This window comes from Saccharicrinis aurantiacus (assembly GCF_947489045.1).
Classification (GTDB): Bacteria; Bacteroidota; Bacteroidia; order Bacteroidales; family Marinilabiliaceae; genus Saccharicrinis; species Saccharicrinis aurantiacus.
On the sequence record NZ_CANLCN010000007.1, the window covers coordinates 133,641 to 149,638 of the forward strand.

General features: G+C 35.9%; 9 protein-coding genes. 5 read left to right on the top strand and 4 right to left on the bottom strand.

The genetic code is table 11. The annotated features are described in order from the left end of the window. Positions 1-4: 4 nt before the first annotated feature. Positions 5-1,426 (top strand): MltF family protein, encoded by a 1,422-nt coding sequence (locus QMO11_RS10185; RefSeq protein WP_282037140.1) that lies wholly within the window; start codon positions 5-7, stop codon positions 1,424-1,426. On the opposite strand, the gene QMO11_RS10190 is transcribed toward QMO11_RS10185, so the two are convergent. From QMO11_RS10190 to QMO11_RS10200, 3 genes are all read right to left on the bottom strand, one after another. Continuing rightward, positions 1,415-2,056, bottom strand: a complete 642-nt coding sequence (locus tag QMO11_RS10190; RefSeq protein WP_282037141.1) for an NUDIX hydrolase — start codon at positions 2,054-2,056, stop codon at positions 1,415-1,417. The genes QMO11_RS10185 and QMO11_RS10190 overlap by 12 nt on opposite strands. A gap of 205 nt (positions 2,057-2,261) precedes the next feature. Continuing rightward, the gene (locus QMO11_RS10195) at positions 2,262-3,506 is read right to left on the bottom strand and encodes an ABC transporter permease (protein WP_282037142.1); all 1,245 of its coding nucleotides are present in this window, start codon (positions 3,504-3,506) and stop codon (positions 2,262-2,264) included. A 61-nt stretch (positions 3,507-3,567) separates the two neighbouring features. Beyond that, on the bottom strand, positions 3,568-4,764 hold the full coding sequence (locus tag QMO11_RS10200; RefSeq protein WP_282037143.1) for a pyridoxal phosphate-dependent aminotransferase: 1,197 nt from the start codon (positions 4,762-4,764) through the stop codon (positions 3,568-3,570). Between the two features lie 284 nt (positions 4,765-5,048). Between QMO11_RS10200 and QMO11_RS10205 the strand changes: the two genes are divergently transcribed. Next, positions 5,049-7,655, top strand: coding sequence for a DUF5686 and carboxypeptidase regulatory-like domain-containing protein (locus QMO11_RS10205; protein WP_282037144.1), 2,607 nt, complete (start codon positions 5,049-5,051; stop codon positions 7,653-7,655). Between the two features lie 83 nt (positions 7,656-7,738). Next, positions 7,739-8,551, top strand: coding sequence for a hypothetical protein (locus QMO11_RS10210; RefSeq protein ID WP_282037145.1), 813 nt, complete (start codon positions 7,739-7,741; stop codon positions 8,549-8,551). A gap of 83 nt (positions 8,552-8,634) precedes the next feature. On the opposite strand, the gene QMO11_RS10215 is transcribed toward QMO11_RS10210, so the two are convergent. Continuing rightward, entirely contained in the window at positions 8,635-9,078 is a 444-nt protein-coding gene (locus QMO11_RS10215) for a porin family protein (protein ID WP_282037146.1), read from the bottom strand. A 298-nt stretch (positions 9,079-9,376) separates the two neighbouring features. Between QMO11_RS10215 and QMO11_RS10220 the strand changes: the two genes are divergently transcribed. Both QMO11_RS10220 and purL read left to right on the top strand, forming a co-directional pair. Continuing rightward, complete coding sequence (locus QMO11_RS10220; protein ID WP_282037147.1) at positions 9,377-12,001, top strand: valine--tRNA ligase; 2,625 nt, start codon at positions 9,377-9,379, stop codon at positions 11,999-12,001. A gap of 172 nt (positions 12,002-12,173) precedes the next feature. Continuing rightward, positions 12,174-15,863 carry a phosphoribosylformylglycinamidine synthase gene (gene purL / locus QMO11_RS10225; protein ID WP_282037148.1) on the top strand — a complete coding sequence of 1,230 codons (3,690 nt, stop codon included), beginning with the start codon at positions 12,174-12,176 and terminating at the stop codon, positions 15,861-15,863. The last annotated feature ends 135 nt before the right edge of the window (positions 15,864-15,998 follow it).

The window sequence follows — 15,998 nt, forward strand, 5'->3', positions numbered from 1 at the left end:
CTCTATGAGGTTTCTTATTGCTGTAATTGTATTATTGTGTTCATTAAGCTCATGTAGTACGCCTTCTGGTGCAAAATCAGAGGAGGTATATGAGGAGGAGGTAAGTATCGACTTTGATGAAATAAAAAAGCGTGGCAAATTAGTTGTTGTTACAGATTACAATTCAATTAACTATTTTATTTATAAAGGTACTCCCATGGGGTATCAGTTAGAATTGTTAAATGCTTTTTGCGATAATCTTGATTTAGAGCTAGAACTCATTGTTGATAATGATTTTGAGAATAACCTCGGCGACTTGAGAAGGGGTGATGTTGATCTTATTGCCAAAAACCTTACGGTAACCAATGACCGTTCTAGGCTGGTTACTTTTACAGAGCCTCATGCCTATGCGCGTCAGGTATTAATTCAGCGTAATGATGCCTTAATTGATAAGGCAAATTCAGATAGTCCATTCAAAGAGACCATCACCAACCAACTAAATTTAGCCGGTAAAACCATTTATATTCCCAAAGGCTCAGCGTATAAATCGCGCTTGAATCATTTATCAGATGAAATAGGCGATAGTATTAATGTGGTTGAAATTGCCCACTATGAAGCTGAGCAACTAATAGGATTGGTTTCGGAAGGCGAAATAGATTATACGATTGCCGATGAAAATGTAGCTAAAGTAAATACAAACTACTATAGCAATATCAATATTGATATGGCCATTAGTTTTCCTCAAAAAATTGCATGGGCAGTACGTAAGTCTTCGCCTGATTTATTATCCGTATTGAATAATTGGATATTGCGTTTTAAAGAAACTCGCAGGTATCGCTATATTTATAAGAAGTACTTCATCAACAGACGCTCAAGCCATATTGTCGACAATAGCTTTAATTCGTTTAAGGGAGGTAGTTTTTCTCGTTTCGATGATATTATAAAAAATGAAGTAAATGATTTCGATTGGGATTGGCGATTAGTAGCATCACTTATTTATCAGGAATCTCGATTTGAGCCTGAAATTGAAAGTTGGGCAGGAGCAAAGGGATTGATGCAATTGATGCCAGCTACGGCAGAACGCTTTAAGGTGGATGATGTGTATTCACCAGGTGAAAACATTAGAGGAGGGGTTGAGTTATTAAAGTGGCTTGACAAAAGAATGGCCATCAGAATTCAGGATCCTATTGAACGACAGAAGTTTGTATTGGCCTCTTACAATGTTGGGATAGGGCATGTGCTTGATGCGATGCGCTTGGCTGAGAAATATAAAAAGAATCCAAAATTATGGACTGATAACGTTGATTTCTATTTATTGAATAAATCTAATCCTAAATATTTTAAAGATCCTATTGTTCAATTCGGTTACTGTAGAGGTGCAGAGCCATATATGTATGTTAAAGAAATTATTGAACGATACGAGCATTACAAAAATTTAGTGGATTAATTCTTCTTCGTAATGCAAAAGTAATTGCTTTAATTCGCTAATAATCATTGCCGTTGCACCCCATATTCGGTGCTTGTTTATATCAAAATAGGGCGCTGTTATATCATGTCCATTTATATTCTTTTCAAATTGCTTTACACTATTCGGATTCATAATCTGATGCAGTGGAGCTTCTATAATTTCATCAACCTCATAATTATCGGGCTTAAATTCAGGCTCCTCAGAACAATAGGCGATAAATGGATAAACGTTAAAGTTACTATTGGGAATATAAGTTGGCGTTAGTGAACCTATGGTTGTAATGGAGTTGCTATGAATTCCAATTTCTTCGTAAGTTTCTCTTAGGGCTGTATGTTCAAGGTCTCTGTCTGTTTCTTCAACCTTTCCTCCAGGCAAACTAATTTGACCGCTGTGCGCCCCTTTATATTGTGCCCTTAATGTAAACGGAATGTAGATGCTTCCATTTTTAGGATATAAAAGGATGAGTACACTGCTGTTTTTAGCTGAATTTATTGGGTATGATCGGTTGGAAGTGTTTCTGTCTGAGGGAGACATGATGAGTTGTGCTGCCTTGCCAGGGAGTTCTGTTTTTGTTTTTTCTTGAATGTATTTTATGAGTTTCAGATTCATGCTTTAATAGTTTTGTTTTAAACTACTAAAAATCTCACAAAAGTCCATAAAAAAAGCCGGTTTCCCCACCGGCTTTTTTTGCATTGTCTTTGTCTATTATTAATCTAAACCTTTGTCTAAATATATATAGTGTATTATAAATTTCGTGCCAAAAAATCTCGCTACGGTAATTTGTTTGTTAAATATTGTTACTAGGCTGTGCTTCTTAATCAAAGCGTATGGCTTCAACAGGTGTTATCTTGGTAATTAAGTAGGAAGGTCCTACCATCATTAAGTAAGAAACAAGTAGGGTGCCAATGTTTAAATACACAATATGTAAGGCATTAATGTATATTGGTACGGTATCTAAATAGTAGTTTTCTGGATTTAATTTAAACAGGCCAAATTGCTGTTGGATTAAGCAAAGTGTAAGCCCAATTATATTACCAATTAAAACTCCTCGTATTATTATAAATGAACCTAGGTAAAGAAATATTTTTCTGATATTCCAATTTTGTGTTCCTATCGATTTTAAGATACCAATCATTGATGTTCTTTCAAGAATGATAATTAGTAAGCCTGATATCATATTAAAGCCTGCAACAATTACTATTAAAGTTATAATAACAGCTACGTTCATATCTAACAATCCAAGCCATCCGAAGATTTGAGGTTGTTGTTGTTGAATGTTTGAAATGCGTAACATTCCACCATCTGGCGAAATTCGAGAGGCTGCAAGTATGTCTATTTCTCGGCTTAGTTCCTCTAATTGATCAAAACTATTTAGTGTAATCTCGTAACCAGTTATTTGGTTGTTATTCCAATTGTTTAGTTTAACAATTTGTCTGATGTCAACAAACATGAACATCTTATCAAATTCTGCTAAATGCGTGTCGTATATTGCTGCTATTCTAAAATTACGCGCCCTTATTTTATCCTGGAAAAAGTACATTGGTACCTTATCTCCAATATTAAGTTGCAGTAGTTTAGCTATTGTATTTGAAATGATAATTTCATTGGATGTTTTAGAGGTATTGTAATTGGGAAGTTTCCCTTCTGTGATGGTAGATTCCAAGTAGCTCCAATCATAATCACTGCCTGTTCCTTTTAAAATAATACCTTGTATATTATCTTTCGTTTTAATCAGTCCGGGCTTAGTAGCAAATTCTTGGATGTGTTTGATGCCTTCAAATTCATAAATTTCTTTAACAAATATGCTATCCTTTCTGATAGGATTTGTTTCAAACGAAGAGTTGTAATCGTAATTTATTATTTGAATGTGCGATCCAAAACCAACAATCTTATTTCTAATTTCGCGTTTAAAGCCCGTGCCAATGGTAAGGGATAAAATCATTACTGTAACTCCTAAGATAATCCCTAGGGTTGCAATGGTAATGACAGGGCCCGCTATTTTTTTACCGGTTATTTTCCCTTTTCGTATTTTATTGGCAATATATAGATTGATGTTCATGCTTAGAAATTAAAAACGCCCTAAAGATAGTATTTAGAGCGCTTTTATTCCTTAAGAATTATTATTTCTTTCCAGGATAAACTTCAAGAGCTTTTTCAAGGATAATGAGTGATTTTTTTAAGTCTTCTTGCTTTAGTACGTATGCGATTCGTACTTCATCTTTACCCAAATACCTGCTGTGGTAAAAACCAGATCCCGGAGCTAACATTAAGGTTTCGTTATTGTACGAATACTCTCCTAACAACCACTCGCAAAAATGGTCGGAGTCATTTACCGGTAGTTTCGCCATTGTGTAAAACGCTCCCTTCGGAGTCAAAGATTTCACACCAGGTATTTTATTTAATCCTTCAACAAGCAGGTTCCTACGTTCTAAATATTCCTTATAAACATAGCCACTATATTCAATAGATGCATCTAGTGAGGCGCAAGCGGCTAACTGTCCGAACAGGGGAGGACTTAATCTGGCCTGAGCAAATTTCATTGCAGAGCTTATCACACTTTTGTTTCTACTAACTAATGCCCCTATTCTGATACCGCATTCGCTATATCTTTTACTTACAGAGTCTATTAGTACAACATTTTCTTCTATGCCTTCTAGTTGTAATGCTGATATGTGTTCTTGGTCATCATAGCAAAACTCGCGGTATACTTCATCTGAAAGAAGGTATAAATCGTGTTTTAAAACAATGTCTCTCAAATGATTTAACTCTTCTTGAGAATATAAATAACCCGTTGGATTATTGGGGTTGCATATAAATATTCCTTTTGTTTTATAGGTAATCAGTTTTTCAAACTCCTCAATTGGAGGAAGTGCAAATCCATCCTCAAATTTTGAAGAAATAGGTTTGATGTTAATACCTGCTGCAGTAGCAAATCCGGCGTAGTTCGCATAAAATGGTTCAGGTATAATTATTTCATCTCCAGGGTTGAAACAACAAAAGAAAGCGAATAAAAAAGCTTCAGATCCTCCGGTTGTAACCATTATATCATCGTAAGCAATATCAACATTGGCTTCTTTGTAATATTTGGTTAGTTTTTTTCTATACATTGGCATACCTGCCGAGTGAGTATATGCTGCAACTTTTCTATCAAAATTTTTCACCGCATCCAAGGCTTCTTGTGGAGTGTGGATGTCGGGTTGGCCTATGTTAAGGTGGTAAACTTTAATACCTTTACTTTTAACTTCTTCCGATATTGGTACCAATTTTCGTATTGGTGATTGAGGCATATCATTTCCTCTTTTTGATATTGATGGCATATATGTATTTTAATTTAGGAGGTAAAAATACCTAAAAGCTATCTTTTATCATGTTTTATTTACAAAAAAGATAAATAAAAATTTCAATGCCTTGACTGGTAGTTCAGTGTAGCATTGTGAAGTACGTATTAGTATATGTTTTATTTGATTATCACTATATGTTTGTTTAATAGGCTAATAATTTGTCCTATTTTTGCTCTACCTAAGTCAAATTTGCAAGTATGTTTTGTTATGATGGAGCTTGCAGATATTAAAAGTCATTTTCTATAAACCGTACTTACTTTATGAGAGTATTTCTTTTGTTCCTTTTAGCTTTTCTTTGTTCCGAATTCTCTGCGCAATCTGTATCAGGAACTATTTCTTCAATCGACGGTCAGAGTATTCCTTTTGCATCTATTTATATTAAGGAATTAACCACCGGAACCACAAGTAATGCCCAGGGAATATATAGCCTAAGGTTAGATAAGGGCGAATATCATATTTACTTTCAGGCTTTAGGCTTTGCCCGTAAGGAGATTAAAATTGTTGTAAGTAATGAGGATATAGAAATGGATATTACTTTGCAAGAGCAAGATTATCGACTTAAAGAAGTAAAGGTTTATTCAGGAAAGGAAGATCCTGCTTATGCAATTATGCGCAAATCAATTAGTCTAGCTCCTTATTTTCAACAGCAAGTTAAACGTTATAATGCTGATGTTTATTTAAAAGGAGGGTTTGATATGCATAAGATTCCTCTGATTATGCGCAAGCAATTAAAAGAAGAGGGTATTGAGCAAGGGCAGAATTACGTATCCGAATCGGTAAATAAAATAAAGTTCACCCTCCCTAATCAGTACGAACATATACAAGTTTCAAAGCGTTCTAGCATCCCAAATGATAGCGAAGATCAGGTAATGGGATTTTTAAATTATAGTTTTTACGATGTAGATAATGAAGATTTAATTAGTCCGCTTTCTCGTAAATCATTTTCATTTTATAAGTTTCAGTATATCGGTTTTTTTAAGCAGGGAGATTACTATGTGAATAAAATAAAGGTAATTCCCAAAAGGAAAAATCAGAAGCTGTTTTCAGGATACATATATATAGTAGATCAACTCTGGAATATTCACTCCGTAAATTTATCAAATACTCAGTTTTTTGGTACCATTAAAGTTAAGCAAGTGCAGGAGCAGGTTAAAGAACGTGTGTGGCTTCCTGTGAGTCATTTGTTTGATGTGGATGTTAAATTGATGGGTTTTAAGTTAAAGGCTAATTATAGTGGTTCGGTTGATTATCATGATATTGAGTTGAATGACGCCGTGATTGTTCCCGAATCTGTGCTAATTGCTTATGGGGGAATGGAAGAAGAGAAGAGTGACAGTATACCTCAATTATCAAAAAATGAAAAAAAAATCGAAGCCTTACTTCAGAAGGATGATCTAAGTAATAGGGACATGCTAAAACTAACTCGTTTGGTGAATAAGGAGAAGAAGGAGGAAAAAGAAGAGAGTTTGGAAATTGAAGACTGGGGTAATAATTATAAGGTAGTTAAGGATACCGTGAAGCGTGATAGTGTTCAGTGGGATGTGATAAGACCAATCCCTTTATCAGATAATGAGATCAATAGCTTTAATAAGAGTGACTCAATAAATATGTCTCTCAGATCAGCAGAAGGAGATACAACTAAAGCTTTTAATAATCATAAAAATAGGAGTCTGTTTTCGAAAGTAATTTCAGGGAATCATTCTTTTTCAAAGGATAGTGCCCTGCAAATAAGCTATCCCGGACTCATAAACCTTAAAGCATTTGATTTTAATTCAGTGGCAGGGTTTTCATATATGCAGACAATGGAGGCCCGTTGGAAACTGGATACAATTCACCACCTAACTGTTCAGCCTTATTTAAAATATGCTTTTGCACAGGAGCAGCTCACATGGAAGCTTGAGAATAAATACTATTTTGCCCCGTTACAAAGAGGTGTTCTTAGTTTGTCAGCTGGTCAGTGGTTTTCTGATTTTAATGATGAAAGTGGTACACACCCTTTGCTTAATGCGATGTCTTCGCTTTTTTTTAAAGAAAATTATTTAAAGTTATATCAAGGCAATTATATAAAGGGAGCATTTGATATAGATATAGTAAATGGTTTGCAGTTCTCAGCTGGGTTAAAACATGCTAGGTATATTGAACTTGAGAATAGTACCGATTTTGCATTAGCATACCCTAGTAGGTCGTATGAACCTAATAACGTGGTTTCAAACGTTGACTCAACATATTTTAATTCCCGATCAAGTAATAGTTTCAGCGCATCGCTACATTATACACCTAAGAATTATTATAAAATTGTACATGGCCGAAAAGTAATGCAGTATTCTGATTTTCCTACTGTTACATTAAGTTATAGAGGAGCGTTTGATTTTGGTAATACAGAAATGTCGAACTACAATTTAATGGAACTAAGAATAAGGCAAGAACTTGATTGGAATTTTATGTACGCCTTTAAGTACGACTTGGGTATTGGAAAGTTTTTTAATGTAGGTGAAATGCATTTTTCAGAGTTCAAACATTTTAACACCTCTGAAATACCAGTCTCTTTTAAGCAATGGCACAATGGCTTTGTGTTGCTGAATGATTACGAGTATAGTAGTAATGATTGGTTTATTCAGGGCCATTTAAATTATAAGTCACCTTATCTGTTACTTAAGAATCTACCATTTTTGCAGAATAAATTATGGAATGAAAATTTATATATTCACTTTTTGACGAATGAAAAAATATTGAATTATAATGAACTAGGGTATGGAATCTCAGATATACTATTGGTAGGTTCTGTTGGTGCTTTTGTTTCTTTCGAAAACACCTCTTTTAAAATGTGGGGAGTTAGAGTTGCTATTGCTATGCAAGGGTTATTTTAAGTATTTGTGTAACCTATTTAAATGCGTTGCGTATCATGCAGTAACGATGTATTTAGGTATCTAAATTTTTAAAACTCTCTGATATGAAAAATGTAAAATTCTCGGATATATTTAAAAATGCATTTATTTTAGTTTCCATATTTATTGTTTGTTGTTTCTTATTTTCGGCTTGCACAAAAGATGATTCTTTGTTAGAAGATGCTGAGGAGATATTTGATGAACTGCAATCTGAAGATGATAAAGGGAATGATGATGAATTAACAGTTGAAGAATCTGATGATTCAGAAGGTGAGGAAAATTCTGAGGAGGAGCAAGAAGAAGAGAACTTAGATGACGGTGAACAGAAAGAAGAGGAATCTGATGATTCAACAGATTCTGAAGAACAAGAAGTTGAAGAAGAAACTAGTGTGGATGTAAGTGATGCGATTGGAGTAAATAACACATATGATGTAGTTTATAAAATTACGGATAAAATATACTTCGACATTGAAGATGTTGATTTGTCAGAGATAAGTAAAATTAAAGTAGTTGGTATTAATGGGAATATGTACATTGGCCTACAAAGTAAAGAGAAACATAGTAAGTACATATTAATGGATATGTCAGCTACAAAAGCAAAAGTTACTGTTGGGGGTATTAATAATACTATTGAGGTGCTTGGATTAGAGCCATCGGATTGCAGAAAGTTAATCTTATTTAGTGCGATGCCGAAAACTTCAAGTATTTATAAGAAAAATGGGAAGGTGTATGTGGAAATAATACCAATAAATGACAACGAAAATTCTGGTTCTAGAGTATTGGTATATATTGGAGAAGAGAATGCAATGAGTGATTCGCAAATAACAACACAACAAGCTCGAATTATGAAAGATAATATTGAAACAGATTCATGGTAATAGTTGAATGAAAATAAATACATAAAAAAAAAGGCTGAATCATTTATTATGAAACAGCCTTTTTTTTATAATAATTATCCTTATTAAAGTCGAACACTCACTCCAATTCCTCCAGTGGCAACTTTACCACCACCGAATTCAGCATTTATGGCCCATTTGTCAGAAAACCACCAACGACCACCTACCTGTGCGCCAAAGTCAAGATTGTCATTCCCGTTATCATTAATAAGAGCGAAACCAAGATTCACACCTGCATAAACATCCCACGCAGCAGGTAATTTTAAAAGGGAATCAAAGTAATAATCTCCTTTTCCTCCAATTACCATCCAATCAAAATCCCAATTTGTTTTAGCAATTGGGCTTACTGTGATGTTTTTAGCTACTGGAAAATCGTAAGAAGCATATAAACCGGTTCCGATACCACCAAAGTTAAATTGTCTGCCTGCTCCTCCTTGATCTGTAGATTGTGCATTAGTAGTAGCTGCTAATCCTGTAATTACAAGAGCAATAAAAAATAATTTTTTCATAATAATCTAATTTTTAAGTTAGTGAATTTGTTTGTTTAACAATATGCAAGTGAAAAAGTTCGTGATAAAAATTAAACTTACGTTTAGTATTAAATCAAAATTATGTATTGTATATGTGAATGTCAATAGCTCGCAAGTAAATAATAAAGTAATTATTAATGATGCTTTACTTTCATAAATATGAAGTTAAAGGCTAATTTTTTGTACTTTTGTCATCCGAAAATTGAACAACTTTATTTAAATGCATACCTGCAAATAAGTTGTGTAGTAATTAAGTAACCATAGTATTATTTATAAAATGGAATTAGCAAGTACATACAATTCGGTTGAAACCGAGGATAAGTGGTATAAGTATTGGATGGATCAGAATCTTTTTCATTCAGAACCTGATGAAAGAGAGCCCTACACTGTCGTCATTCCGCCACCCAATGTTACCGGAGTATTACATATGGGACACATGCTAAATAATACTATTCAAGATATTTTAGTTCGTAGGGCTAGAATGATGGGTAAAAATGCTTGTTGGGTTCCAGGTACTGATCATGCATCAATTGCTACTGAAGCAAAGGTTGTGAATAGACTAAAAACGCAAGGTATTGATAAAGCTGATTTAACGCGTGATGAATTTCTTGGCCATGCTTGGGATTGGACTGAAGAGCACGGAGGAATTATTCTTGAGCAATTAAAAAAGCTAGGTGCTTCGTGTGATTGGGATAGAACTTGTTTTACATTAGATAAGGAACGTAGCGAATCGGTAATTGATACATTCGTTAAACTACATGAGAAGGGTCTTATTTATCGTGGCGTTAGAATGGTCAACTGGGATCCAGATGCTTTAACTGCTGTATCAGATGAAGAGGTAGTTTATAAAGAAGTAAAATCTAAATTATACTATTTAAACTACAATATTGAAGGAGAAGAGGGAACGGTAACTATTGCAACTACTCGCCCTGAAACCATATTGGGTGATACTGCAGTTTGTATTAATCCTAACGATGAGCGCTTTACTCATCTTAAAGGAAAACGTGTTATTGTGCCTTTGGTAAATCGTTCTATTCCTATAATAGAAGACGATTATGTTGATATGGAATTTGGTACAGGTTGTTTAAAAATTACGCCTGCACATGATATCAATGACTACGAAATGGGTATGCGCCATAATTTGGAGAGCATCGATATATTAAATGATGATGGTACCTTAAGCGAAAAAGCCCAATTATTTGTGGGTAAAGATCGTTTTGTGGTTCGTGAGGAAATTATCCCAGAATTACAAAAAGCAGGTAACGTATTAAAAATTGAAGATTACGACAATAAAGTTGGTTGTTCAGAAAGAACGGGTGCGGTTATTGAGCCAAAACTTAGTACCCAGTGGTTCTTGAAAATGACCGAGATGGCCAAGGTTGCACTTGATGCTGTTATGACTGACGAAGTTCAGTTTCATCCTGCTAAATTCAAGAATGTATACCGCCATTGGATGGAGAATGTAAAAGATTGGTGTATTTCACGTCAATTGTATTGGGGACATAGAATCCCAGTTTACTATCTCCAAAATGGAGAGTTTGTTGTTGCTAAAAATGATGAAGAAGCCGTAAGGTTGGCAAAAGAAAAAAGTGGCAATGACGCTATAGCTATTGCTGATCTTCGTCAAGAAGAAGATGTGCTTGATACATGGGCGTCATCATGGTTGTGGCCTATTTCTGTTTTTGATGGTTTTAATCCAGATAAAAATGAAATAGATTACTATTATCCAACAAGTGATTTGGTAACAGGTCATGATATTATATTCTTTTGGGTAGCGCGTATGATTATGGCCGGTTACGAATTTAAAGGAACATTCCCATTTAAGAATGTATACTTTACTGGTATGGTTCGTGACGATCAAGGTCGTAAAATGAGTAAGCAATTGGGTAATTCTCCCGATCCATTAGATTTAATTGCTAAATATGGAGCAGATGGTGTACGTGTAGGTATGCTATTGTGTTCTCCTGCAGGAGGTGATTTATTGTTCGATGATAGCTTAACTGAGCAAGGCCGTAATTTTGCAAATAAAATTTGGAATGCCTTCCGTTTGGTTAAAGGATGGGAAGTTGACAGTTCACTTCCGCAGCCTGATAGTGCAGCAAAAGGCATTGAGTGGTTTAGTCATAAATTAAACCAAACCATTGAAGTAGTTAACGATCACTTTAGTAAATATCGTATTTCAGATGCTTTAATGTCTGTTTATACTTTATTTAGAGATGATTTCTCTTCATGGTACCTTGAGATTGTTAAACCAGGTTATCAACAACCAATTGATGAAGTTACCTTAAAAGCAACTATCGATAATTTTGATAAGATTTTAAGATTACTACACCCATTTATGCCATTTATCTCAGAGGAAATATGGCAATTACTTGAGCCTAGAAAAGAAGGCGAAAGTATTATGGTTGCTCAGATGCCGGAGGTAACTAAGGTTGATGAAAAATTGTTAGCTAATTTTGAGTTGACTAAAGAAGCTGTTGCAGGAGTACGTAATATTCGTAAGCAAAAAAATATAGCCAATAAAGAAGTAATTGCTTTAAGTATATTAGATAATGATGGTTCTTTGGATAAAACATTTATTCCAATACTTAGTAAATTGGCTAATGCTAGCGAAGTAAACTTTGTAACAGAAAAAGTATCCGGAGCATTATCGTTTATGGTAAAAGCTACAGAATATTATATTCCACTTGGTGATTTAGTTGATGCAGAAGAAGAAATTAAAAAACTAGAGGAGGAATTAAAATATCAAAAAGGATTCTTGACTTCTGTTAGCAAGAAGCTGAGTAATGAGCGTTTTGTAAATAATGCACCTGAAAAGGTTGTTGCTATTGAAAAGCAGAAACAAGCAGACGCAGAAGCTAAAATAAAAGCAATAGAAGAAAGTATTGCGAACTTAAAATAAAAAACCATTTAAGGTTGAAAAATGAAGGGAGTTTGGTATCAGACTCCCTTTTTTTCGTATATGCAATTCTGTATTGTTAATAAGCTCAAAAAACACTCCCTCTAATTACGTAATTTTCATCCTTTATTGTACTTTTGCAGCAGATTCAATAAATCTCAAAACAGGAAGAAACATGGTCCTTTTCTTTAAAGGTAAATCTGAACAGATTTTAGCAGTAGGCTGCGATGCTAATTTAGCAGCAGAAGATGTAAAAAAGCTTGAATGGGCTTTTAGTGGTGCCACCAAAACCGATGAAACGGACTTAGGTGGTTTTTTTGTTGGACCTCGTAAAGAGATGATTACTCCTTGGAGTACCAACGCCGTAGAAATCACTCAAAACATGGGCATCGAGGGTATTACTCGTATCGAGGAGTACTTTAAAGTAGCTGATGAAAAAGCTGAGTTTGATCCAATGTTACAGGTATTGTATACCGGTTTAGATCAAGAAATTTTTAACATCGACAAAGAACCAGATCCAATTCAAGAGATTGATGATGTGGCCGCTTATAACAAATCGGAAGGTTTAGCTTTAAGCGACGATGAGGTTCAATACCTTGAAGGATTGGCCGTAAAATTAGGTCGTAAATTAACGGATAGCGAAGTGTTTGGTTTCTCTCAAGTAAACTCAGAGCACTGTCGTCATAAAATATTCAACGGTACTTTTATTATTGATGGAGAAGAGAAAGAAAGCTCTTTATTCAACTTAATCAGACGTACTTCTAAAGAAAATCCAAATTTCTTAGTTTCAGCTTATAAAGATAATGTAGCATTTGTTGAAGGGCCAAAGGCTGTTCAGTTTGCTCCAGCATCGCACGATAAGCCTGATTATTTCCAAACTAAAGAAATAGATACTGTTCTTTCTTTAAAGGCAGAAACACATAACTTCCCAACAACTGTTGAGCCTTTTAATGGTGCTGCAACTGGTGCAGGTGGAGAAATCAGAGACCGTTTAGGTGGAGGTAAAGCTTCTCTTCCTTTTGCTGGTACGGCTGTTTACATGACTTCTTATTCTCGTTCAGAAGAGGGTAGAGCATGGGAGCAAGCCAACGAGGCGCGTCCTTGGTTATACCAAACGCCAGAGCAAATCTTAATCAAAGCTTCTAACGGAGCCAGTGATTTTGGTAACAAGTTTGGTCAGCCAATGATTTGTGGTTCGGTGCTTACATTTGAGCATTTCGAGAACCAAAAGAAATTTGCTTTCGATAAGGTAATTATGTTGGCCGGAGGTATTGGTTTTGCTAAAAAATCGGATGCCTTAAAAGATACTCCAGATAAAGGCGACAAAGTGGTACTTTTAGGTGGCGATAACTACCGTATTGGTATGGGTGGTGGAGCCGTTTCATCAGTAGCAACTGGTGAGTTTGACAATGCCATTGAGTTAAATGCCGTTCAGCGTTCAAATCCTGAAATGCAAAAACGTGCCATGAATGCCATTCGTGCCATGTCTGAGGCCGATGAAAATCCAATTGTGTTAATTCACGATCATGGTGCTGGTGGTCACTTAAACTGTTTATCAGAGTTGGTTGAAGAAACAGGTGGTGTTATCGATTTAGATAAACTTCCGGTGGGAGATCCAACCTTATCTGCCAAAGAAATTGCAGGTAACGAGTCGCAAGAGCGTATGGGTCTTGTGCTTAAAGAAAAAGACATTGACAAATTAAAAGCGGTTGCCGATCGTGAGCGTTCACCAATGTATGTGGTGGGTGAAACAACAGGCGACATGAGCTTTGTATTTAAAGATAGTAAAGGTAATGCGCCAATCAACTGGCAGCTTTCTGATATGTTTGGAAATCCTCCTAAAACAATTATGGAAGATAAAACAGTTGAGGAGTCGTACGAGGCAGTATCTTACGATGCTTCTAAAATAGAGGATTACCTGAAGAGTGTATTACAATTAGAAGCTGTTGCAAGTAAAGATTGGTTAACTAACAAAGTTGACCGTTCGGTAACTGGTAAAGTGGCCAAGCAACAATGTGCCGGTGAAATTCAAATTCCTTTGAATAACCTAGGAGCTACTTCTATCGATTATACCGGAACTAGCGGATTGGCAACATCAGTAGGTCATGCACCTGCCATTGCTATGATCGATCCTGCTGCAGGTTCAAAAGTGGCCATTGCCGAGAGTTTAACCAACTTAGTTTGGGCGCCGTTTGCACGTGGTGTTAAAGGAATCTCGTTAAGCGCCAACTGGATGTGGCCTTGTAAAAACGAAGGCGAAGATGCCCGTTTATACAAAGCTGTTGAGGCAGTAAGTGAGTTTGCTTGCGATTTAGGAATCAACATCCCAACAGGGAAAGATTCTTTATCGATGACGCAAAAATATAAAGATGGTGAGCAAGTAATTTCTCCGGGAACGGTAATTATTTCGGCTGCTGCTGAGGTTAGCGAAGTGCGCCAAATTGTTGAGCCAGTATTAAAGAAAGATGTAGATACCAAGTTAATCTATATCGATCTTTCTTTCGATGCATTAAAATTAGGTGGTAGTTCATTTGCTCAGGTGGTTAACAAACTTGGAGCTGAGGCTCCAACGGTTGCCGATAACCAATATTTCCTTACAGGATTAGAAACACTTCAATCTTTAATTAAGGATGAATTAATTCTTGCTGGTCACGATATCTCTGCCGGAGGTATGGTAACAGCAATGTTGGAGATGTGTTTTGCCAATAAATCGCATGGTTTAAACATCGATTTATCAGCTATCGAAGAGCAAGATTTAGTAAAAGTATTGTTTGCTGAAAACCCAGGTGTATTGATTCAGGTTAAGGATGAGGCTAAAGTAACGGCTTTATTAACCGAAAATGAGTTGGCTTTCCAAGTGATTGGTTCTCCTGTTGAGGCACGCACATTAAGCATCACTAAGTCGGGCGAAACAATGAGCTTCGATATTGATGAGATGCGCGATACTTGGTACAAAACTTCGTATTTATTAGATCGTAAACAAAGCGGCGAGGCGCAAGCCAAAGCACGTTTCGAAAACTATAAACAACAACCATTACAATATAAGTTTAATGCCGATTTTGCAGGAACACTTGCAGCTTACGGTTTAGAGGCTAAGCGTAATGGCATGTCAGGCGTAAAAGCCGCTATCATCCGCGAAAAAGGGGTGAATGGTGATCGTGAGATGGCTTATTCAATGTATCTAGCCGGATTCGATGTAAAAGATGTTCACATGACCGACCTTATCACAGGTCGTGAAACTTTAGAGGACGTGAATTTCATCGTATTTGTTGGCGGATTCTCTAACTCTGATGTTTTGGGTTCTGCAAAAGGTTGGGCCGGAGCATTCCTTTACAACCAAAAAGCAAAAGCAGCACTTGATGCGTTTTATGCACGTCCTGATACTTTAAGTTTAGGTATCTGTAATGGATGTCAGTTAATGGTTGAGTTAGGGTTAGTTTACCCAAATCACGATGTGAAACCAACTATGGAGCACAACGATTCGCATAAATTCGAATCGAACTACGTGAACATGAACATCCAAGATAACAACTCTGTAATGTTAAAAACATTGGCAGGAAATACCTTAGGTGTTTGGATTGCGCATGGCGAAGGTAAATTCAACATGCCAAAAGCAGAGGCTGAGTACAATATTGCAGGTAAATACGCCTACGATGCTTATCCAGCTAATCCAAATGGTTCTGATTTTAGCACAGCAGCAATCGTATCAAACGATGGACGCCACTTGGCTATGATGCCTCACTTGGAGCGTGCTATTTTCCCATGGCAATGTGCACACTATCCAGAGGACAGAAAAGCAGATGAGGTTACCCCTTGGATTGAAGCATTTGTAAATGCTCGTAAATGGGTTGAAGCAAACAAGTAAAGAAGAGTGAAGTAGGAAGACAGAAGTGTGTTTTTACCATAGATATTAAGAAAGCCCGATTCGTGAGAGTCGGGCTTTTGTATTTTATGCTTTTTGAATCTGATTGAGTTAATCACAAATGTTTAGAAGGGTAAA